Origin of the sequence: Ensifer sp. YR511, assembly GCF_900103045.1 — a bacterium.
In the GTDB taxonomy this organism is placed as follows: Bacteria; Pseudomonadota; Alphaproteobacteria; order Rhizobiales; family Rhizobiaceae; genus Ensifer; species Ensifer adhaerens.
Genome location: NZ_FNGR01000010.1, coordinates 147,594 through 168,929 on the forward strand (window position 1 = coordinate 147,594; position 21,336 = coordinate 168,929).

Here is a 21,336-nt window from a genome sequence, read left to right on the forward strand (position 1 = left end):
ATGCCGAACTTCTGGACGTCGCTGTCCCTGGAGAGATCGAACTTGGCGATCAGCTGCTTGGCGAGCGAACCGCGCACGCCCTCGCCGATCAGCGTGTATTTGCCGAGCAGCGCCATGCCGCGGGCGAAGTTCGGGCCCGGTTCGCCATTCCGCTCGATGCCCATGTCGCCGGTGGCAACCCCGATGACCGCACCCTCGTCGTTGTAGAGCACTTCGGTTGCGGCAAAGCCCGGATAGATCTCGACGCCAAGCTCTTCCGCCTTGGTCGCCAGCCAGCGACAGACGAGCCCAAGCGATACGATATAGTTGCCGTGATTGTTCATCAGCGGCGGCATCAGGAAGTTCGGCAGGCGGATCGAGCCGGCGGGTCCCAACAACAGGAAATGATCGTCCGTCACCTCGGTCTTGAACGGATGGTCGGCGTCGGCGCGCCAGTCCGGCAGCAATCGGTCGATGCCGATGGGATCGACGACGGCGCCCGACAGGATATGCGCACCGACTTCAGCGCCCTTTTCGAGCACGACAACCGAAAGCTCCGGATTGACCTGCTTCAGCCGGATCGCCGCGGCAAGACCCGCCGGCCCCGCACCCACGATCACAACGTCGAACTCCATGCTCTCGCGTTCAACCATCTGCATGCGCCTATCAGTTGGCGGCCCTAATGAGGCGAGCCGCGCGGAACGCGACGGCCGCCCTCGCCGAGGACCGCTAGAAGTTCGCACGGCGACGAGCCGAAGACGGGGCGTCGTCACCGTGCTGGAGGTTCGGTTCAATAGATCTGGTTCAGGAAGAACTCAGTCCTTCGGTGGCCAGGTCGGGATGCTCCCCCGGCCCGACGGAAACCGGACGTTCTTTGAGCGCGTGAACTCGCGCAGCGTTTCCGCCGCATTTTCCCGACCGAAGCCGCTTCCCTTCTGGCCGCCGAAGGGTGAGCCGAGGAAGGCGCGGCGCATGTAGTTGTTGACGAAGATCATGCCCGCTTCGAGCTTGGCTGCGATCTTGCCGGCATGGGCCTCGTCGGTCGTGCAGATCGCCGCCGTCAGGCCGTATTCACTGTCATTGGCGATGCGGATCGCCTCTCCCTCGGTCGAAAACCGCATGATGCTGGCGATCGGACCGAACATCTCTTCGCGCGCCGGGGTCATGTCAGGCGTGACATCTGCAAGAACCGTCGGCGCGACCCAGTAGCCGTCCTTCAATCTCTCGTCGGTCGGCAACCTGCCCTGGGTGACGAGGCGGGCTCCCTCCTTCAGCGCGATATCGAGATAGGACAGAACCTTGTCGCGGTGCTTGGCATCGACCATGGCGCCGATGTCGGTCGCCGGATCAAGTCCGTCGCCGACGACCAGCTTCTCGGTCGCCCGCGCGAACCGCTCCAGGAACCGGTCATGGAGGCTATCGTGCACGAGGATGCGCGATGTCGATGTGCAGGCCTCTCCCTGATTGTAGAACATGCCTTCGAGCGCAACGTTGATCGCGACGTCGAGATCGGCATCGGGAAGCACGATCAGCGCGTTCTTTCCGCCAAGCTCCATCGTGGCGTAGGTGAGGTTCTGCGCGGCCGACTGCAGCACGCGCCGGCCCGTCATCGTCGATCCCGTGAAGGTGATGCGCTCGACCAGCGGATGGGCGGCAAGTGCCGGGCCGGAGACCATGCCGGCGACCGCGTTGAGAACGCCCGGCGGCAGGATCTCATTGGCGAGTTCGACGAGGCGCAACACCGTCAACGGCGCCTGCTCGCCGGGCTTGATGACGACGGTGTTGCCGGCGGCGAGCGCCGGCGCGCACTTCTTGGAAAAGTGGATCGGCGGCCAGTTGAAAGGCAGAATCGCGGCCACTACGCCATAGGGCTCGTAGTTGATGCGCGCCTCGATCGGTCCCTGATCGAGGATCTCGCCGTGGATCGTGTCGGCGAGACCGCCGAAGTAGTCGAAGCAGGCATGGCAGAACGATACGTCGAAGCGGAGCGCATCGCGACGTGGCTTGCCCACTTCGCGCGCCTCGATCTCGGCAAGTTCGTCCACATGCTTGCGAATATGGGCGGCGACTTCGCGCAGGATCTGGCCGCGCTCGCGCGGGGACCGGTCGCGCCAGGCCTGGAAGGCGCCGCGGGCGCTTCTGACTGCCTGGTCGACGTCGGCCTCCGATGCATTGGTCACATGCGCGATCGTCGCCCCGGTTGCCGGCTCCTCGACGCTGAACGTGGTGGCGCTGCCGTCGTCCAGAAATTCCCCACCCACGAACAGGCCGGACATCCGGAGCGGCGCCCGCGCCTGATCCTCGACATTCTTAAGCATTGCTACTCCTCCCATGTTGCAATCAACCGCACATGCCGGACCGCATCCCGGTCAGGCTTTTCTCTGTCCGTCGGACAATCCCGTTGTCCGGCTGGTTTCGTGTGATCCGCTAGCTCCTGCTCGTTGGCATCAGGCCCGGGCCTGCGCGCCGAGACCGCGCCGCGTCGTCGCGGGTACGGCCAGGTCGCTCAACCGTTTCACCCGATAGGCCGTCGGCGTCATTCCGACCGACTTTCGAAACGCTCGCAGGAAATACTTCTCGTCGTTGTAACCGACGGCATAGGCGATCTGGCCGATCGGCTCGTCGGTCAGCACCAGGCGTTCGCGCGCGTCATCGATGCGCATCTCGCGGATGAGCGCGTTGAAGCTGGTGCCCGTATGCTGCCGCAACAGCGCGCAGAGGCGGCTGCGGGAAAGCCTGGCGTAGGCGGCCGCCTGATCGAGGGTCGGCGAGCGCAGGTAATTCTCCGCGATGAAATCTGAGATCCGGCGCATATGTCCGCTGTCCCGGCCGATCGCCGGCAGAACCGGTGACAACTCGTCGAAACGATCCTCGTAGGCCCGGCAGATCCTGCCGAGCATCAGCGTCAGCTCGGCGCGAATGATCTCCCCCGTGCAGATCCGATCTTCGGCATGCTCAAGGATCATCACCCGGCAGGCCTCCTCGACGCGCGCCGCCTGGGCTTCGTCCAGGTTAAAGTCGATGTGCCCCTGCCAGGCAAAGGGCGTGAGTTCGGGGGCAATGCGCACCAGTTCCTGTATCGGATAAGAGCGCGTGATGCCCGGCCGCAGGAAATCGAGGTCGAAGTAGATCACGACGGACCGCGACGCGCTGCTGAAGCGCATCTGATGCGGGGTCATCGGCGCGATGAAATAAACCGAGCCCGGCTGCGGTTTGTAGGATCTGAGGCCGACGCGCGCCGTCGGCGCTTCGGTCATGAAATAGACGATCTGGAAGTAGTCGTGCTTGTGCGCCGGATAGAGCCTTTGTGTCTTTTCGACCAGACGAATGTGGAAGCGAGGCGCATCGGCCCGTTCGAGCGCGTAGGAACGAAAGGGCGCCGACAGGGTGTCGTCCACGTCCTGATCCGGATCGCCGCCCGGCTGCCCATCTGTCCTTGCCATCTCGTCCTCCCCGTTTGCCTCAGTGCCGATGCCACCTGCTCAAGTCGCGCTTGCGAGCGTCCCTTTCAACTCGGGAACCGCCTCGAAGAGATCGGCGACGAGACCATAATCGGCAACCTGGAAGATCGGTGCCTCCGCGTCTTTGTTGATCGCGACGATCACCTTCGAATCCTTCATGCCCGCCAGATGCTGAATCGCGCCGGAAATGCCGCAGGCGATGTAGAGGTCGGGAGCGACGATCTTGCCGGTCTGGCCGACCTGAAGGTCGTTCGAGACATAGCCGGCGTCAACGGCCGCGCGGCTCGCACCCAATGCCGCCCCCAGCGTGTCGGCGAGCGGCGCAAGCACCGTCTCGAAATTGTCTGCCGAGCCCATACCGCGCCCGCCGGACACGACGATGCGCGCCGAGGTCAGTTCGGGCCGCTCCGAAACCGCGAAAGCATTGGCGACGAATGTCGAACGGCAGGAGCCCGGCGCAACGTCGACTACCTCGATTGGCTTCGCCTTTCCCTGACCCACGGGTCGGAATGCCGACGCCCGGATCGTCAGAACGCGCTTCGGGTCTTTCGAGCGCACCGTCTGAACGATGTTGCCGGCGTAGATCGGACGGCGAAACAGGTCAGGACCATCGATCGCAATCGCGTCCGAGATCTGCATGACGTCGAGCAGTGCCGCGACGCGCGGCATCACGTTCTTGCCGGTCGAGGTGGATGCCGCGACGATGGCATCGTAGTTTCCCGACAAGGCGACGATCAAGTCGGCGAGCGGCTCGGCAAGTTGGTTGGCAAGGCTTTCCCCATCCGCGACCAGGACCCTGTAGACGCCGTCGAGACGGGCGGCAGCCAGGGCTGCGTCGTGACACCCCTTGCCCGCGACGAGCACGTGAACGTCATCGCCGAGGCAAAGCGCGGCGCTGACCGCCCTTGCCGTTGCCTCGCCCAGTTGCGCATTGCCGTGTTCGGCCAAGACAAGCACGCTCATGCCAGCACTCCCGCTTCCGTTTTCAACCGTTCGACAAGCTCCGCCACCGATTTCACCTTGATGCCGGCGGCCCTTGTCGGCGGCTCTTCGAGGCGGACGACTTCCAGGCGCTCCTCGATGACCAGGCCGTAGTCCGAAGGTTGCCTTTCCTCCAGCGGCTTCTTCTTGGCCTTCATGATGTTCGGCAGCGACGCGTAGCGCGGCTCGTTCAGGCGCAGATCCGCCGTGACGATTGCCGGCAGGGCGAGCGCGATCGTCTGCGATCCGCCGTCGATCTCGCGAATGACGGTGGCGCGGTCGCGATCGACGGTGAGCTGCGAGGCAAAGGTCGCCTGCGGCCAACCGAGTTTTGCGGCCAGCATCTGTCCGGTCTGATTGCAATCATCGTCGACGGCCTGCTTCCCAAGAAGGATCAGGGCCGGCTGTTCTTCGCCGGCGACGGCGCTCAGCGCTTTGGCGACCGCCAGCGGTTCGGTCGTCGCCTCGGTCCGGACGAGGAGGCCGCGATCGGCCCCCATCGCCAGTGCGGTGCGTAATGTCTCCGTCGCCTTTTCAGGACCGACAGAAACGACGACCACCTCGGAGGCGATGCCCGCCTCCCTGAGACGGACCGCCTCTTCGACAGCGATCTCGTCGAACGGGTTCATCGTCATCTTGGCGGCGGCAAGGTCGAGACCGCTGCCATCCGCCCGTAGCCGCACCTTCACGTTCGGATCGACAACGCGCTTCACGGCGACCAATATCTTCATCCTTCGTCCTCCCTTGCCCGCCAACTCCTCCGACAGGCCCTAGTTTTCGGGGCCTGCGTATTTGCCGGCGGTTGCCGGGAACATGGTCTTGATGATCTTCATTCGGCTGACATCGACGGTCGCGTCCATGTGCAGGAAGATCGCGGCATCGCGGAACAGCTTCTCGATGCCGAACTCCAGCATCGCGCCGTTGCCGCCATGCAGTTCCAGCGCGTGGGTCGCGACCTTCATGATCTCCTCCGAGGCGTAGACCTTGGCCATGTTGCAAAGAACATCCATGTCCGGATGCCCCTCGTCGACGGCCCTCGACGCCCGCTCGATCAGCGCGCGCACCGCCTCGATCCGGGTCGCCATGTCGGCGAGCCTGAGCGCCACCGCCTGGTGCTTGATGAGAATACGCCCGCCCTGCACATAGTTCTGGACATAGTCGGCCGTGCGCTCGAAGCAGGCGACGCCGACGCCGAGGTTCTTGGCCGCCTGGATGATCTTGCCGGCGCGGAAATACTGCCCGGCGCTGCCAAGGGCTGTGTTCTGGACGAGAAGGTGATCCGCCGGCACCCGGCAGTCTTCGAACACCAGCTCGCCGTTGTTCATGAAACGGCAGCCCATGGTCTCGTTGCATTTCGTCACCGTCAGGCCCGGCGTGTCGCGCGGCACGAGGAAACTCGAGGTTCCCTGCAGCATGCCGACGGAGGAGTCCGTATTGGCATAGACGACGTAGAGGCTCGCATCGAAGCCGTTCGAGATGAACTGTTTGCGGCCGTTGATCACCCAGTGCCCGTCCTTGAGCACGGCCTTCGTGTGCATCGCCGCCTCGGGCACATTGTAGGGTAGCCAGCGGTCCGAAGCGCCGCGCGGCTCGGTAAGGCAATGGGCCAGCAGGAACTGCGGGTCCGCCAGAAGGCGCGGAAACCACTTGTCCTGCAGGTGCCTTGGCGCGAATTCGCGCAGGAGGATCGAAACCTTCCAGTTCTGCACCAGCTTGTCGGCAAGGCCGGAGTCGCCACGAGCGATTTCTTCGGAGATCAGCGCGAAGGTTCTAACCTCCGTCTCGCGCTCCAGGTCGACGCCGCCATAGGCTTCCGGCACGCCGAGCGTGCGGACGCCGATCGTTTCGGCGCCCTCCAGGATCGAGCGCGGCAGCCGCTCACCCGGGCTCATGTCCCATTCGCGCTGCCAGTTCGATCGAATGAAAGGCGTCACCGCGTCGTCGACGAAGGCGCGGCAGCTGTCGCGCATCATTCGCTGTTCCTGGGACAGTGAGCCGTCATCGGCGTGGATCATTTCTCGCTCCCTTGGTTCTGATCTGGCGGGTTCCTCATCCTGCCGACAGATTGGTAGCTCGCCGTTCCGGTGGAGATGAGGTCCAACTGTGCTCTTTTGGTGGACTATCGTCCAATTCGGCGTGGACTTTCTGCGCGCCATCGGAAGCAAGTGATCGCCGGCCTTCGCCTCGCCGGCTCCACCTGCGATCGCAGTCTGGATCGGCAATCGCCGAAATCCTTGTCCTATTTTTAAGACGCTGTGGCTCGATTTCGGCGCCTACCGCCGGTTTGTAGCGTCCGTATCTTTTTTAGGCCCGCTATCTCAGGCGTGGCGAAGAGGCTCGGCCACCATCCGACGCCGCACCTGCCGGAGAAAGCAACGCGAACCACCCGCGCCCTCCGCCAGTTTGGTTTCACCGATCCTGTTGAGGAGAGTGCCTTGATCCGCCGGTTTTCGACCTTCTGCCTCGCCGCGGCACAGCTTGCCGTTTTCACGCAATCGTCCTTGGCAAACGATAGTGCCGACCTCGTGCTCAGAAACGGGACGATCGTCACCATGGACGAGGCTCGACCGGCGGCGGAAGCGCTTGCCATTTCCGATGGCCGCATCGTGGCGGTCGGCAGCGACGAGGACATCGAGAAGCTGGTGCGACCTGATACGGAGGTCCTGGACCTTGGCGGCCGCACGGTCATTCCCGGCCTTGTCGATACGCATATCCACGCGATCCGCGGCGGCCAGACTTATCCGTTCGAGACCTACTGGCATGACGAAACGAGCCTTGCGAGCGCGCTTGAAGCCTTGAAGACTGCGGCGCGGGATCGTGCCAGCGACCAGTGGGTCGCGGTCGTCGGCTCCTGGCATCCGGACCAGTTCGCCGAGCGCCGAGCGCCTGACGTCGCCGACCTCGACAAGACCCTCCCGCAGACGCCGGCCTATGTGCAATATCTCTACGACTACGCGCTCGTGAACACCAAGGGGATCGAACTGCTTGCTCTCGACAGCGCTGCGCCGAAGCTGCCGCCCGGCATCACGATCGAGCGCAACGAAGAAAGCCGCGCAACGGGCAGGCTCTTCGGCAACATCGGCTCGTTCAACGTGCTCTTCGGACAACTCAGTGCGATTGGAATGAACGAGCGCAAGGCGAACCTGCAGGTCTTCTTCTCGCATCTCAACGCGGTCGGCGTCACCGGCTTCATCGACCCTTCCGCTGGGCCGGCCACCGGCTACGAACCGTTCTTCGCCCTCCGGGACGAAGGCGGCCTGACACTGAGGGCCGGCTACCGAATTCCGGCGGCCCATCCCGGCAAAGAAGCCGAATGGTTCCGCGAAATCATGTCGTTCCGTCCCGCCGTCCACGACGACGGCACGCTGAGCTTCCTGGGTCTTGGCGAATCCCTGGTCTTTGCGATGAACGACGGCGTGCAGATGGGGCCGGGTTTCGCTCCGCCAAAGGAAGCGCGCGACGAACTCTTGAAAGTCGCGCAGTTCGCTGCGGAACGGCGTATCCCCATCGAGATCCACGCCTATACCGATGACGCCGCGAGCGCCATCCTCGACGTCTTCGAAGAGGTGCACAAGACGCACCCGCTCAACGACCTCCGGTGGTCGATCGCCCACCTCAACACCGGATCGGAACCCACCCTCGACCGGATGCAGAAGATGGGTCTCGCCTACACCGTCCAGATGGGTCCCTATTTCGAGGGGGCGGCCATCGCAGACGCCAATGGCACGGCTGTCGCAGCCGTTTCGCCACCGACGCGCCTTGCCATCGACAAGGGGTTGCTTGTCGCCGGCGGCACCGACTCCACACGCATCGGCGTCGCCGGCGTCTGGCAGGCGATAGAGTACCACCTGACGGGCCGTTCGCTTGGAGGCACGGTGCAGAAGGCGAGCGACCAGTTGCTCACGCGCGAAGAAGCGCTGCGGCTTTACACGCGAAACGCAGCATGGATCGCCTTTGCCGAGGAGGATCGCGGCACGCTTTCCGCAGGCAAGCTCGCCGATCTCGCAGTGCTCGACAAGCCCTACATGACGATGCCGGTCGACGAGATCGATACCATCCGATCGGTATTGACCCTGCTTGGCGGCAAGGTTGTGTACGATGCCGGCGCGCTCCGGTCTGCCGAGCAATAGCCGGGGTCAGAAGCGCACCCCAACCGTCACGCCGTGGCGAGATCGTGCCTCCGCATCCATCTTGTTGCGGCCGACACAGCCCGGCCGCAATACACCGATCATCGCCGGGACCAACCCGTCCCGACGAAAGACGTTGCGACCACTCTGGTCGACGCGAGATTTGGCTTAGAGAGACGCAGCCAAGCTCGGCAGGGCCGGGTAAGCGCCAAAGGCTACGCGATCACCAATCCCGCCGGCCCGGCCACAGTTTCCCCGATCACCGCCGCGCCGAAACCGTGCTTGTCGAACAGGTCGAGCACCGCCTGCGCGGACGACCGGTCACAGGCGACGAGCAAGCCGCCGCTCGTTTGTGGATCGCAAAGCAGCGCCTTGTCGATCGCACCCATCTCGCGGGCAAAGGCCACGTCCTGCCCATAGCTTGCCCAGTTCCGCCCGGAGGCGCCGGTGACAAAACCGGCGGCAGCCAGATCGAAAGCACCTTCCAGAAGGGGAACGGCGGACCAGTCGACCCGGACCTGGCAGTTCGACCCGCGCGCCATTTCGAGCGCGTGGCCGGCAAGGCCAAAACCCGTCACGTCCGTCATGGCATGCACGCCGGAAAGCCGCGCGAGATCGGGTCCGGCCGTGTTGAGGCGCGTGGTGCTTTCGATCATCCTGATATAGCCGGCTTCATCGAGCGCGCCCTTTTTCAACGCCGCGGAAAAGATGCCGACGCCGAGCGGCTTGCCGAGGATCAGCACGTCACCCGGCTCGGCTCCGCTGTTGCGCTTGAGATGGGCCGGATCGACGAGCCCGATCGCGACGAGACCGTAGATCGGCTCGACGGAATCGATCGTGTGGCCGCCGGCGATCGGAATGCCGGCCGCCCGACAGGCCGCCGCCCCGCCGTCGAGGATGGCGCCAATGGTTTCCGTCGAGAGCACGTTGACCGGCATGCCGACCAGCGCCAGTGCGAAGATCGGCGTTCCGCCCATGGCGTAGATGTCGCTGATGGCATTCGTCGCGGCGATCCGGCCGAAATCGTGGGGGTCGTCGACAACAGGCATGAAGAAGTCCGTGGTGGCGACCACCGCCTGGTGATCGTTTAGGCGATAGACCGCTGCATCGTCCGAGGTCTCAATGCCGACCAGAAGTTCCGGCGGGACCGGCAGTTGTACCCGTCCGCGCAAAATGTCCTGAAGCACGCCCGGGGCGATCTTGCAGCCGCAGCCGCCGCCATGGGCAAGCGAGGTCAGGCGCGGTTCGGCAGAAGCGGAAATACTGCTCACGGTTGGAACTCCCTTCATACGGTTGCGTCAAAGGCGGCCATGTCGCAGCTCGCGATCATGACCGATGATCCCGGGCAAGACCATGACTTTTCGGGGCAAATGCCATTCAATTCCTTCTTGACACCAGGGCCTTGAGGTTCGACCATCCCGGTAAGACCGATACGCATGGAAGAGGATGACCTCCAATGAACATCGATCTTTCCCGCCGCAGTTTCCTGAAGCTCGCTGGCGCAGGAGCCGCGGCCACCACGATCGGCGCCATGGGCTTCGGAGCGGCCGAGGCCGCAACAGCCGCCCATGTGCGTGCCTTCAAACTCGCAAGCACCACCGAGACCCGCAACGTCTGCACCTACTGTTCGGTCGCCTGCGGCATCCTGATGTATTCGAAGGGCGATCTTTCCGCCGGCGAGAAGGCGGAGCTCATCCATATCGAGGGCGATGCCGATCATCCGACCAACCGCGGGACGCTCTGTCCCAAGGGCGCGGCGCTCAAGGACTTCGTGAAGTCCGAGACCCGCGCCACGAAGCCGCGTCACCGCGCTCCGGGCGCCGACACCTGGCAGGACATCTCCTGGGAAGAGGCCTTCGACAAGATCGCCCGAGCGATCAAGGACGACCGCGACAAGAACTTCATCGAGAAGAACGCGGCCGGCGTGACCGTCAACCGCTGGACGACGATGGGCTTCCTTGCGGCGTCGGGCGGCACCAACGAGACGGGATGGCTGACCTACAAGACCGTCCGGTCTATGGGAGTCGTCGGCTTCGACAACCAGGCACGCGTCTGACACGGCCCCACGGTAGCCAGTTTGGCTCCAACATTTGGCCGCGGCGCAATGACGAACGCCTGGACAGACATCAAGAACACCGACCTCGTCATCGTCATGGGTGGCAACGCGGCCGAAGCTCATCCCTGCGGCTTCAAATGGGTGACGGAAGCCAAGCATCATCGCGGCGCCCGGCTGATCGTGGTCGATCCGCGCTTCAACCGCACGGCCTCGGTCGCCGATGTCTATGCGCCGATCCGCCCCGGCTCCGACATCGCCTTCCTGATGGGCGCGATCCGCTACTGCATCGAGAACGACAAGGTGCAGTGGGACTACGTCAAGAACTATACCAACGCCACCTACCTGGTGAACCCGGAGTTCGGCTGGGCCGATGGTCTCTTCACCGGCTATGACGAGGAGAAGCGCGACTACGATCGTACCGCCTGGGACTACCAGCTCAACGAGGACGGAACGGTCAAAACCGATCCGACTCTCACGGACCCGCGCTGTGTCTGGAACCTCCTAAAAGAGCATGTCGCGGTCTACACACCGGAATTCGTGGAAAATATCTGCGGCACGCCCAAGGATCGCTATCTGAAGATCTGCGAGATGATCGGCGCGACGTCGGCGCGCGACAAGGTGATGACCTCGCTCTACGCGCTCGGCTGGACGCAGCATTCGAAAGGCGCCCAGAACATCCGCGGCATGGCGATGCTGCAGCTCATCCTCGGCAATGTCGGCCTGCCGGGCGGTGGCGTCAACGCGCTGCGCGGTCACTCCAACATCCAAGGATTGACCGACATCGGCCTGCTTTCCAACTCCCTGCCGGGTTACATGAACCTCGCGACGGAAAAGGAGACGGACTACACCACCTACATGTCGACGCGCGGCAACAAGCCGCTCGTTCCCGGCCAGACAAGCTATTGGCAGAACACCCCCAAATTCATGGTCAGTTTCCTGAAGGCCATGTGGGGCAGCGCTGCCACGAAGGAAAACGACTGGGGCTTCGACTGGTTGCCGAAGCTCGATGTGCCCTATTACGACATCCTCAGGATGTTCGACATGATGAGCCGCGGCGAAGTGAACCTCTACTTCTGCCAGGGCTTCAACCCGCTTCTGTCCTTCCCCAATCGGGCGAAGCTGACCGAGGGTCTGTCGAAGCTGAAACTGCTCGTGACAATCGACCCGCTGCAGACCGAGACGGCGCATTTCTGGGAAAACCACGGTATCTACAACCAGGTGGACTCCGCCAAGATCATGACGGAGGTCTTGCAACTCCCGGCGACTTGCTTTGCCGAGGACGAGGGCGCCACTGTCAATTCGGGCCGCTGGCTGCAATGGCACTGGCCGGGGGCGACACCGCCTGGTGACGCCAAGCACGACACCTGGATCATGGCCAACATCTTCCTGCGAGTGCGTGAACTCTACCGCAAGGAAGGCGGGGTCTGTCCCGAGCCTATCCTGAACCTTGCCTGGGATTACAAGGACCCTTACGAGCCGGAACCGGCTGAGCTTGCCCAGGAGATGAACGGACGCGCGCTGCAGACGCTCTATGACCCGACCGATCCGACGAAGGTGCTGGTCGAGGCGGGCAAGCTCCTGCCGAACTTCGGCGTGATGCGTGACGACGGTTCCACCATGTCGGGCTGCTGGATCTATGCCGGGTCCTGGACGGAAGAAGGCAACATGATGGCCCGGCGCGACAACAGCGATCCGGGCGATGTCGGCACCTTCCTCAAATGGACCTTCGCCTGGCCGGCCAATCGCCGCATCCTCTACAATCGCGCGTCCTGCGATCTCCAGGGCAAACCCTGGGATCCGGCGCGTAAACTGATCGAATGGAACGGCGAGCGTTGGGCCGGCTTCGACGTTCCCGACATAGCGGTGACGGCAAAGCCCGAGGCGGTGATGCCGTTCATCATGACGCCGGAGGGCACCGCCCGCCTCTTTGCCCGCAAGCTGATGCGGGACGGGCCGTTCCCAACACATATGGAGCCGTTCGAAAGCCCGGTCGAAAATCCGTTCAACGCCAAACTTCGCGGCAATCCCGTCGCGCGCATCTTTCCAGGCGACCTGCAACAGCTGGGCACGAGCACCGACTTCCCCTTCGTTGCCACATCCTACCGCCTCACCGAGCATTTCCACTTCTGGACCAAGCACAGCCGGGTCAACGCCGTGCTGCAGCCGGAATTCTTCGTGGAGATCAGCGAGGAGCTGGCGGCTGAACGCGGCATCACCAAGGGCGGGCGGGTGCGCGTGTGGAGCGCACGTGGCGAGGTCTGGGCGAAGGCAGTGGTGACGAAGCGAATTCGTCCGCTGATCTGCAACGGCAAGCCGGTCCATGTGGTCGGCATTCCCTTGCACTGGGGCTTCATGGGTGCGGCCCGCAAGGGCTTCGGCCCGAACAGCCTCACCCCCTTCGTCGGCGACGCCAATATCGACACGCCGGAGTTCAAGGCCTTCCTGGTCAACATCGAACCGGCGGCGGAAGAAGGAGCTTCGGCATGAGCGAACGCGCACCGGAACCGGTAACGGCCGCCGCCAACCCGCCGCTGCAACCGCTGGCGTCGAACCTGTTGCCGAGCGACGTCGTCAAGGCTTCGGCAACAAGCAACGTGCCGGCACCCGAACGACAGCTGACCCCGGTCGCCAAGCTGATCGACGTGTCGAAATGCATCGGCTGCAAGGCCTGCCAGTCCGCCTGCATCGAATGGAACGACACCCATCCGGACCTGGAGGAAAATGTCGGCGTCTACGAGAACCCGCATGACCTGACGGCTGATATGTTCACGCTGATGCGGTTCACTGAATACGAGAACCCGGTTACCAACGAGTTCGAGTGGTTGATCCGCAAGGACGGCTGCATGCACTGCGCCGATCCCGGCTGTCTCAAGGCCTGCCCGGCACCGGGCGCCATCGTGCAATATTCCAACGGCATCGTCGATTTCATCTCCGACAACTGCATCGGCTGCGGCTATTGCATCGCCGGCTGCCCCTTCAACATTCCGCGCATATCGAAGACCGCGCATGTCTCGAAGAAATGCACGTTCTGTTCCGACCGCGTGGCCGTCGGCCAGGGCCCGGCCTGCGCCAAGGCCTGCCCGACCAAGGCGATCTCCTTTGGAACGAAGGAGGACATGGTCACGCTTGCCAACGAGCGCGTCGAGGACCTGAAGTCGCGCGGCTACGACCATGCCGGCCTCTACGACCCGCAAGGCGTCGGCGGAACGCATGTGATGTATGTGCTGCACCATGCCGATCAACCGTCGCTCTATTCCGGGCTGCCGGAGGATCCGCAGATTTCGCCGGTGGTGCGCGGCTGGAAGGGTCCGGCTAAGACCGTCGGCCTCGCCGTTGCCGGACTTGCCGCCGCCGGCGCCGTGCTGCACGGCATCTTCGCCCGGCCGAACGAGGTGACCGCCCATGAGGAAGGCGAGGCGGAGGAACTCGTCGAGGATCGCAACCGCCCGCAAGGCGGCAGGGAGGCGTGATGGCTGACAAACGTATCTATTCGGCCCCCGGCGACAGGATCGAGACGAAGCATCCGGTCACCGTCAATCGCTATCGTGGTTATACCCGTCTCAACCATTGGGTCACCGCCGCCTGCATGATCGTGCTTCTGATCTCCGGACTTTCCTTCTTCCACCCGTCGCTGTTTTTCTTGACCGGCCTCTTCGGCGGCGGCCAGACCACGCGATGGCTGCATCCGATCGTCGGACTTATCCTCGTCGCAAGCTTCCTCCTCCTGTTTGCGCAGATGTGGAAGCTCAATCTGCCGCGGCGCGAGGATGTGGAATGGAGCCGCAAGTTCGGTGATCTACTCCAGGGCAACGAAGAGAGCTTGCCCGAACTCGGAAAATACAATGCCGGCCAGAAGATGGTCTTCTGGGGCATGTCCGGTCTGATCGTCGTACTCGTGACGACCGGCATCATGATCTGGGAGCAGTACTTCCCGGACCTCGTTTCCATCCCCGTTCGCCGCATCGCGGTCGCGGTGCATTCGCTGGCGGCGCTTTTCACGATCCTGATCTTCATCGTCCATGTCTATGCGGCAATCTGGACGCGCGGCACGATAAGGGCCATGACCCGCGGCACCGTCACCGGCGGCTGGGCCTTTCGGCATCATCGCAAATGGCTGCGCGAACTGGCTGGACGCCAGGGCTCCGACCCGTCAAAATGAAGGTCTCCTACAGCGCCGCGCGTCCTGTCAGGCGCGCAAAGGTCGCTGTAGCACCGTGAATGCTGCTTGATCCGGCGTCTCTGTCGGATCGCCGGAGATGCGATGGCAGAAGACGTACAACCCGATCCCTCCCTTATTGGCGGCGTGCCGACACCGCCGCTGGCCTTCCTGCCCGAGCCGGTCAAACTGTTCCAGACACGCGCGCGCCGCTTCGCGTTTCTCGCCGAAAGCAACGCGCTTGCGCCTTATCTCACCTTCCTCGCGGCGCTCTCCAAACTCCAGGCTCGCTTGGTCGTGACCCTTCCGCCCGTCGCGGCGCCCACATCGGCGCGCCTCGCCGAGGCCGCACGCGCCGCCATGCCGCCGTTCGACCGAATGGCGCTTGTCGATGACCCCGGCCTTTCCGCAACCCTCGACGCGCTTCTCGAAGGCGCTGCCGATCTCGCCATGCCCGACCCGGCCCGCCTGGCGCTCGATGCGGTACGCGCAGCAGAGGACGGCGACCGGCACTGGTTGCTCGCCAACACCCTATCGGATCGGGTTCCGGAAGACAGCGCCGCTCCCCATCTCTTCGTCGCGGCCGCGGTGCAGGTGCACATGGCGCGGCTCGCCGCGACGCTCGATGCGGAAGCGCTCGTCCCTGTCGCCCTCGGCATCTGCCCCGCTTGCGGCGGCCGGCCTGCCACTTCGTCCGTGATGGGCACGCAGGGCGTCGAGAACGTCCGCTATGCCGCCTGCGCCTGCTGCGGCACGCAATGGAACGAGGTGCGGGTGAAGTGCCTCTGTTGCGGTTCGACCAAGGGCATCAGCTATCGTTCGGTCGAGACCTCGGAGGCGACGGTAAAGGCTGAGACCTGTCGGGAATGCCATGCCTGGGTCAAGATCTTCTACCAGGTGAAAAATCCGAGCCTGGAGCCGATCGCCGACGACGTCGGCAGCCTTGGCCTCGATATCCTGATGAAGGAGACCGAGTTTCGCCGCGGTGGCTTCAACCCCTATCTCGCGGGGTATTGATGCAGGATTTTCGCGTGCTTCCCTCGGTCGACCAGATGCTGACCTCGCCAGAGGGACTGGCGCTGACGGAAGAACATGGCCGTCTCGCCGTCGTCACCGCCGTCCGCGCCGGGCTTGAGATCGCGCGGGAAAAAATCCGTGCGGGCGACGATGGGGCAACGCTTGCGGCCGACCTACCGCGCCGCGTCGCCGAGGAGCTGGCGGCCGCCGCCCGCTCCGCCCTTCGCCCGCTCATCAACCTCACGGGCACCGTGCTGCACACCAATCTCGGCCGCGCCATCCTGGCCGAAGAAGCCGTCAGCGCCGCAACCGCCGCGATGGCCAACCCGCTGGCGCTGGAGTTCGACCTTGACGGCGGCGGGCGTGGTCAGCGCGACGATCATCTGCGTGGCCTGCTCTGCGAACTGACCGGCGCCGAGGACGCCACAATCGTCAACAACAATGCCGCCGCCGTGCTGATTGCGCTCAATACCCTGGCCGACGGACGCGAGGCGATCGTCTCGCGCGGCGAACTGATCGAAATCGGCGGCGCCTTCCGCATGCCCGACATCATGGCCCGCGCCGGCGCCAGGCTGGTGGAGGTCGGCACCACCAACCGCACCCATCCGCGTGACTATGAGGGCGCGATCGGGCCTGAGACCGGCGTCATCCTCAAGGTCCATACCTCCAACTACCGGATCGAAGGGTTTACCGCCGAGGTGCCGGCGCCAAGACTGGCCGAGATTGCCCGCAAGGCCGGTGTGCCGCTCTTGAACGACCTCGGCTCGGGCTCACTCATCGATCTCTCCATCTTCGGATTGCGACGCGAGCCCACGGTGGCGGAAGCCGTCGCCGAAGGCGCGGATCTCGTCACGTTTTCGGGCGACAAGCTGCTCGGCGGGCCCCAGGCGGGCTTCGTGGTCGGTCGGCGCGATCTCATCGCCGCCATCAACCGCAATCCGCTCAAACGCGCCGTTCGTCTCGACAAGATCCGCATTGCCGCGCTCGAAGCGACACTGAAGCTCTATCGCGATCCCGATCGGCTTAAGGAGCGGCTGCCGACGCTGCGCTTTCTTTCCCGACCGGAGGCCGACATCGGCGCACAGGCGGCCCGTCTCGCTCCGGCAATCGATGCGCTGCTCAAGCCGCACGGCTATTCGGCAGCAGCTTGCACGTGCCAGAGCCAGGTCGGCTCCGGCGCCTTGCCGGTCGATACGATCCCGAGCGCCGGCCTGCGGCTGATAGGCAGCGGCGGCGACGCGCCGGAACGGCTTTCCGCACGGCTTCGCGCCCTGCCGATCCCGGTCGTCGGCCATATCCGTGATGGCGCGCTGGTCCTCGATCTGCGTTGCCTGGAAAGCGACGAGATGCTCATCGCGGCCCTGGCAGCACTATGATCGTCGGGACGGCAGGGCATATCGACCACGGCAAGACGGCGTTGGTGAAGGCCCTGACCGGCACGGACGCCGACCGCCTTGCCGAGGAAAAAGCCCGCGGCATCACCATCGACCTCGGTTTTGCCTATGCCGACCTCGGCGGCGGGACGGTCACCGGCTTCGTTGACGTGCCGGGTCATGAGCGGCTGATCCATACGATGCTTGCCGGCGCTGGCGGTATCGATTTCGCGCTGCTGGTGGTCGCAGCCGACGACGGCGTCATGCCGCAGACGCGCGAGCATCTCGCGATCCTCGACCTGCTCGGCATCACCAGAGGTTTCGTCGCGCTCACCAAGGCCGATCTGGCCGGGCCTGAGCGGCGCGCGGAGGTAACCGCGGAGATCCAGACCGCCCTCGCCGGCACCGGTCTGGAAAAGGCGCCCATCCTTGCCGTCTCCGCCCTTACCGGCGAAGGCATCGAGGTCCTGCGCGCGGGGCTCGCCGCCGCCGAAGCGGAAACCGCCGCACGCAACGATGCCGGCCTGCTGCGCTTTGCCGTCGATCGCAGTTTCACGCTTGCGGGCGCCGGCACGGTCGTGACCGGCATGGTGCTCGGCGGCCGTGCGAAGCTCGACGATAGCGTCACGGTCAGTCCGTCCGGCCTGACCGCCCGTATACGCGGGATCCATGCGCAGAACCGGAAAGCAGCGGAGGGGCTTGCCGGCCAACGCTGCGCGCTGAATATCGCCGGCGAACGGGTGACGAAGGACGCGATCCGGCGCGGCGACGTGGTCCTCGCCCCGGCACTGCATGCACCGACGGACCGGATCGACGCGGAGGTCCGCGTGCTTGCCTCGGAGGCCAAGCCGATCGGCATCTGGTTTCCCGCACGCTTGTACACCCATGCGACAGAGGTCGGTGCGCGGATCGTGCCTCTTGCCGGCCCGCTCGATCCCGGGACACAAGGCCTCGTGCAACTGGTCCTCGACCGCCCCATCGCCGCGACCATCGGCGACCGCTTCATCCTGCGCGACACCTCGGCCATCCGGACCATCGGCGGTGGCCGTTTTCTCGATCTGCGCCCGCCGGCGCGAAAGCGTGGCACGCCGGAGCGCCTGGCCTTCCTTACCGCTTCCCGCCACGAGGACCCGGCGGCGGCCCTTTCCGACCTGTCCGACCTGGCACCGATCGAGCTTGCGGCCTTCCTGCGCGACCGTGGCCTGGGCGAGGACACGCTTTCCCGGCTGCTGATTGCCGCCGGGGCGAGGGCCATCGGCGACCACGCGCTCTCGTCCGCAGCAGCGGACGGATTGCGGGCGAACCTGACTGACACACTCACAGCCTTCCACGCAGAAAACCCGGAGCTTGCCGGCATCGGTCGCGAACGGTTGCGGCTCCTGCTCAAACCGCGCCTGCCGACGACAAGCTTCCTCGCGTTCCTCCGAGACGAAGCCGCGGCAGGTCGAATCGTGCTTGACGGCGCCTTCCTGCGCCTGCCGGGCCACGAGCTTCGGCTGTCGCCGGCGGACGAGGACCTGTGGCAGCGGATCCATCCGCACCTCGTCGACGATAGCCGCTTCCGGCCACCGCGCGTGCGCGATTTCGCGGCCCTTCTCAATGCCGACGAGCGCGACATACGGCGCGTGCTGAAGCTCGCCCAGAGGCTCGGGCAGACCCACGAGATCGCGCACGACCATTTCTTCGCCCGCGCGGTCGTTGAGGAGATGGCGGCCATCGTGCTCGATGTGGCGGCACAGGCGGAAGACGGCTGGTTCACCGCGCCCACCTTTCGCGACCGGGTCCACAACGGCCGCAAGGTCGCCATCGAGGTCCTCGATTTCTACGACCGGCTCGGCCTGACCTTGCGCAGGGGAGATCTGCGTCGCATAAATCCCCATCGCAGCGACCTGTTTCAGCGCTGAGGAAGGGAATCGTCTCCGGTGGGACGGCCGGACTTCAAATCCGGTTGGGGCAGCGAGCCTGTCCCGGGTGGGTTCGACCCCCACTCCCCTCCGCCAGCGCTCACGCATTGGAGCTCAGGCTGCGGGATGCGCGGACGTTCAGGGATCGCTTCGCCTTCAATGCGCGATTGCACGCCCCGTCCCCGCCGTACAGCGACTGTCCCCCGATGTGAGAAGCGCAAGCGCGGCTGGGCTAGTTGCCCAGCCCCTGGATGGCAAGATCGACCTGCTCAGCTGTTGGAAGAGCCACGTCGACGACGACGCCATCCTCGTCCGGACCGAGCGGCTCGAGGGTCGCAAGCTGAGTGTCGAGCAGGGAAGCAGGGAAGAAGTGTCCCGCCCGATGCGAGAGCCGGTCGGCCAGCACGGTGCGGTCGCCGTGCACATGCACGAAGCAGACGCGCGGCGCGCCCGTGCGCAGGATGTCGCGATAGGACCGTTTCAGGGCCGAGCACCCGACCACCGAAGGGCTGCCAGCCGCCTCGTCCTTGGCAATTTCTGCGGCCAGCGCCCGCAGCCAGGGTTCACGGTCATTGTCGTCGAGCGGAATGCCCGCGGACATCTTGGCGACGTTCTCCGGCGGGTGAAAGCTGTCGCCCTCGACAAAACGCCAGCCGAGCCTTGCGGCCAGCGCCTCGCCGACAGTGGTCTTCCCGCTGCCGGATACGCCCATCACCACGATATGCTGAAGGTCCTCACTCATAGCAGCCACCATCCCACAAGCGCGAAGGCGAAACCAATCACCCCGAGCAGGGTTTCCATCACCGTCCAGGTCTTGAGCGTCGTCCGCTCATCCATCTGAAGGAAGCGGCCGACGAGCCAGAAGCCGGAATCGTTCACATGGCTCAGCACCGTCGCGCCGCAAGCGATGGCGATCACGAGGAAGCACAGGTCGAAGGGGCTAAGCCCCGTCGTTGCCGCGACCGTTGGAGCGAGAAGGCCCGCCGTCGTCGTCAGTGCCACGGTCGCCGACCCCTGCGCCACACGCAGGGCCGTGGAGATGAGGAAGGCGGCGACGATCAGCGGCATGCCGATCGCCTCGAGGCTGCCGGCGAGCGCCTGGCCGATGCCGCTTGCTCGCAGCACGCCGCCGAACATGCCGCCGGCTCCGGTAACGAGAATGATGCCGCAGATCGGGCCTAGCGCCCCGTCCATCAGCTTTTCCATGTCCTTGAGCGTACGCTCGCCGCTGAGGACCCACATGCCGACGAGCACAGTGATCAGCAGGGCGACGGGCGTCTGCCCGGCCATGCGCAGGATGCTGACCCACAATGCGCCGCCGTCGATCATCTTGGCGGCGGCCAGCGTCGATAGGCCGGTATTGAGGAAGATCAGCACGAGCGGCAGCAGCAGCACCAGCATCACCGTGCCGAAAGACGGGGGCACTTCGTCGTGCGCCGCCTCGTTCGGCGACCCGAGAAGGGTTGGCACCGGCAGTTCGAAGCGTTTGCCTGCCCATAGGCCGAAGAGATAGCCGCCGAGATACCATGTGGGCAGCGCCACGACGAGGCCGACGAGCACGAGCAGGCCGATATCCGCCCCCAGCAATTCGCTGGCGGCCACCGGGCCTGGATGGGGCGGGAGGAATGCGTGCATGACCGCAAAGGCGCCTGCCGAAGGCAGCGCATAAAGCAGAACCGAGCCGCCGAAGCGGCTTGCGACGCTGAAAATGATCGGCAGCATGACCACGAGGCCGGCGTCGAAGAAGATCGGAAAGCCGAACAGCAGCGAGGCGACGCCGAGCGCGAGAGGCGCGCGCTCAGGTCCGAACTGGCCGATCAGCCGATCCGCGAGCACCTGCGCGCCACCGGAGACCTCCAGCATCCGCCCGATCATCGCGCCAAAACCGACGAGCAGCGCCACCGAGGCAAGCGTCGAGCCAAAGCCCTGCAGGAGGGTCGGGACCACGTCCGCGAAGGAGATGCCGGTCACCAGCGCCGTCAAGAGGCTGACCAAAACCAGAGCGACGAAGGCATGCAGGCGCAACCGGAGGATAAGAAAAAGAAGCAGGCCAACGGCTGCCGCCGCGATCAGCAGGAGCGTCGCGGTTCCGTAGGCGGGTTCGATCGAAGTCATGTGTCCTCCTTGTTCCGGAAGTGAGGTCAAGGGCCATATAGTCTATGGCCCTTCACAGCAACCTACCTGAAAGAGGTGGGCACAGGAGATACGGCCGTATGAAGAAGGGCTTGTGGCCTGGCGCTAACGATCGCCTTCGACAGGCGATCGCGCGCTTGAGGCGCGGC

The 21,336-nt window shown here is 64.7% G+C and carries 16 protein-coding genes and 1 tRNA gene; 8 read left to right on the forward strand and 9 right to left on the reverse strand.

Features of this window, described 5'->3' with window-relative positions:
* The 6 genes from BLU15_RS18785 to BLU15_RS18810 form a co-directional block, all read right to left on the reverse strand.
* The coding region (locus BLU15_RS18785) for an NAD(P)/FAD-dependent oxidoreductase (protein ID WP_143034229.1) at positions 1-638 on the reverse strand (638 nt) is incomplete at its 3' end.
* Between the two features lie 156 nt (positions 639-794).
* Positions 795-2,297, reverse strand: a complete 1,503-nt coding sequence (locus BLU15_RS18790) for an aldehyde dehydrogenase family protein (protein WP_090297092.1) — start codon at positions 2,295-2,297, stop codon at positions 795-797.
* A gap of 129 nt (positions 2,298-2,426) precedes the next feature.
* A complete protein-coding gene (locus BLU15_RS18795; protein ID WP_060604535.1) occupies positions 2,427-3,422 on the reverse strand; it encodes an AraC family transcriptional regulator in 996 nt (331 codons plus the stop codon).
* Between the two features lie 39 nt (positions 3,423-3,461).
* Positions 3,462-4,403, reverse strand: a complete 942-nt coding sequence (locus BLU15_RS18800; RefSeq protein ID WP_060604533.1) for an electron transfer flavoprotein subunit alpha/FixB family protein — start codon at positions 4,401-4,403, stop codon at positions 3,462-3,464.
* Positions 4,400-5,152 (reverse strand): electron transfer flavoprotein subunit beta/FixA family protein, encoded by a 753-nt coding sequence (locus BLU15_RS18805; protein WP_060604530.1) that lies wholly within the window; start codon positions 5,150-5,152, stop codon positions 4,400-4,402. The genes BLU15_RS18800 and BLU15_RS18805 overlap by 4 nt, the downstream gene beginning before the upstream one ends.
* Positions 5,153-5,191: 39 nt before the next feature.
* Positions 5,192-6,436, reverse strand: coding sequence for an acyl-CoA dehydrogenase family protein (locus tag BLU15_RS18810; RefSeq protein WP_060604527.1), 1,245 nt, complete (start codon positions 6,434-6,436; stop codon positions 5,192-5,194).
* Between the two features lie 420 nt (positions 6,437-6,856).
* Here BLU15_RS18810 and BLU15_RS18815 point away from each other — a divergent pair, with 420 nt between their 5' ends.
* Complete coding sequence (locus tag BLU15_RS18815; RefSeq protein ID WP_210187451.1) at positions 6,857-8,551, forward strand: amidohydrolase; 1,695 nt, start codon at positions 6,857-6,859, stop codon at positions 8,549-8,551.
* A 212-nt stretch (positions 8,552-8,763) separates the two neighbouring features.
* On the opposite strand, the gene selD is transcribed toward BLU15_RS18815, so the two are convergent.
* Positions 8,764-9,810, reverse strand: coding sequence for a selenide, water dikinase SelD (gene selD, locus BLU15_RS18820; RefSeq protein WP_234852732.1), 1,047 nt, complete (start codon positions 9,808-9,810; stop codon positions 8,764-8,766).
* A gap of 194 nt (positions 9,811-10,004) precedes the next feature.
* On the opposite strand from selD, the gene fdnG reads away from it, so the two are divergent.
* The 7 genes from fdnG to BLU15_RS39555 all read left to right on the forward strand — a co-directional run bounded on the left by fdnG (position 10,005) and on the right by BLU15_RS39555 (position 19,150).
* The gene (gene fdnG / locus BLU15_RS18830; RefSeq protein WP_083523635.1) at positions 10,005-13,091 is read left to right on the forward strand and encodes a formate dehydrogenase-N subunit alpha; all 3,087 of its coding nucleotides are present in this window, start codon (positions 10,005-10,007) and stop codon (positions 13,089-13,091) included.
* Complete coding sequence (fdxH, locus tag BLU15_RS18835; protein ID WP_090297097.1) at positions 13,088-14,074, forward strand: formate dehydrogenase subunit beta; 987 nt, start codon at positions 13,088-13,090, stop codon at positions 14,072-14,074. Before fdnG ends, fdxH begins: the two co-directional genes overlap by 4 nt.
* Positions 14,074-14,763, forward strand: coding sequence for a formate dehydrogenase subunit gamma (locus BLU15_RS18840; protein ID WP_060604524.1), 690 nt, complete (start codon positions 14,074-14,076; stop codon positions 14,761-14,763). Before fdxH ends, BLU15_RS18840 begins: the two co-directional genes overlap by 1 nt.
* Before the next feature lie 102 nt (positions 14,764-14,865).
* A complete protein-coding gene (gene fdhE / locus BLU15_RS18845) occupies positions 14,866-15,777 on the forward strand; it encodes a formate dehydrogenase accessory protein FdhE (protein ID WP_090297100.1) in 912 nt (303 codons plus the stop codon).
* The gene (selA, locus tag BLU15_RS18850) at positions 15,777-17,153 is read left to right on the forward strand and encodes an L-seryl-tRNA(Sec) selenium transferase (RefSeq protein WP_089042971.1); all 1,377 of its coding nucleotides are present in this window, start codon (positions 15,777-15,779) and stop codon (positions 17,151-17,153) included. The genes fdhE and selA overlap by 1 nt, the downstream gene beginning before the upstream one ends.
* Positions 17,150-19,054 carry a selenocysteine-specific translation elongation factor gene (selB, locus tag BLU15_RS18855; RefSeq protein WP_090297103.1) on the forward strand — a complete coding sequence of 635 codons (1,905 nt, stop codon included), beginning with the start codon at positions 17,150-17,152 and terminating at the stop codon, positions 19,052-19,054. The genes selA and selB overlap by 4 nt, the downstream gene beginning before the upstream one ends.
* Positions 19,055-19,150 (forward strand) — tRNA-Sec (locus BLU15_RS39555).
* 136 nt (positions 19,151-19,286) lie between these two features.
* Here the strand turns inward: BLU15_RS39555 and BLU15_RS18860 are convergent.
* Positions 19,287-19,796, reverse strand: coding sequence for a gluconokinase (locus BLU15_RS18860; RefSeq protein ID WP_034787499.1), 510 nt, complete (start codon positions 19,794-19,796; stop codon positions 19,287-19,289).
* A complete protein-coding gene (locus tag BLU15_RS18865; RefSeq protein ID WP_034787501.1) occupies positions 19,793-21,169 on the reverse strand; it encodes a GntP family permease in 1,377 nt (458 codons plus the stop codon). The genes BLU15_RS18860 and BLU15_RS18865 overlap by 4 nt, the downstream gene beginning before the upstream one ends.
* Between the last annotated feature and the right edge of the window lie 167 nt (positions 21,170-21,336).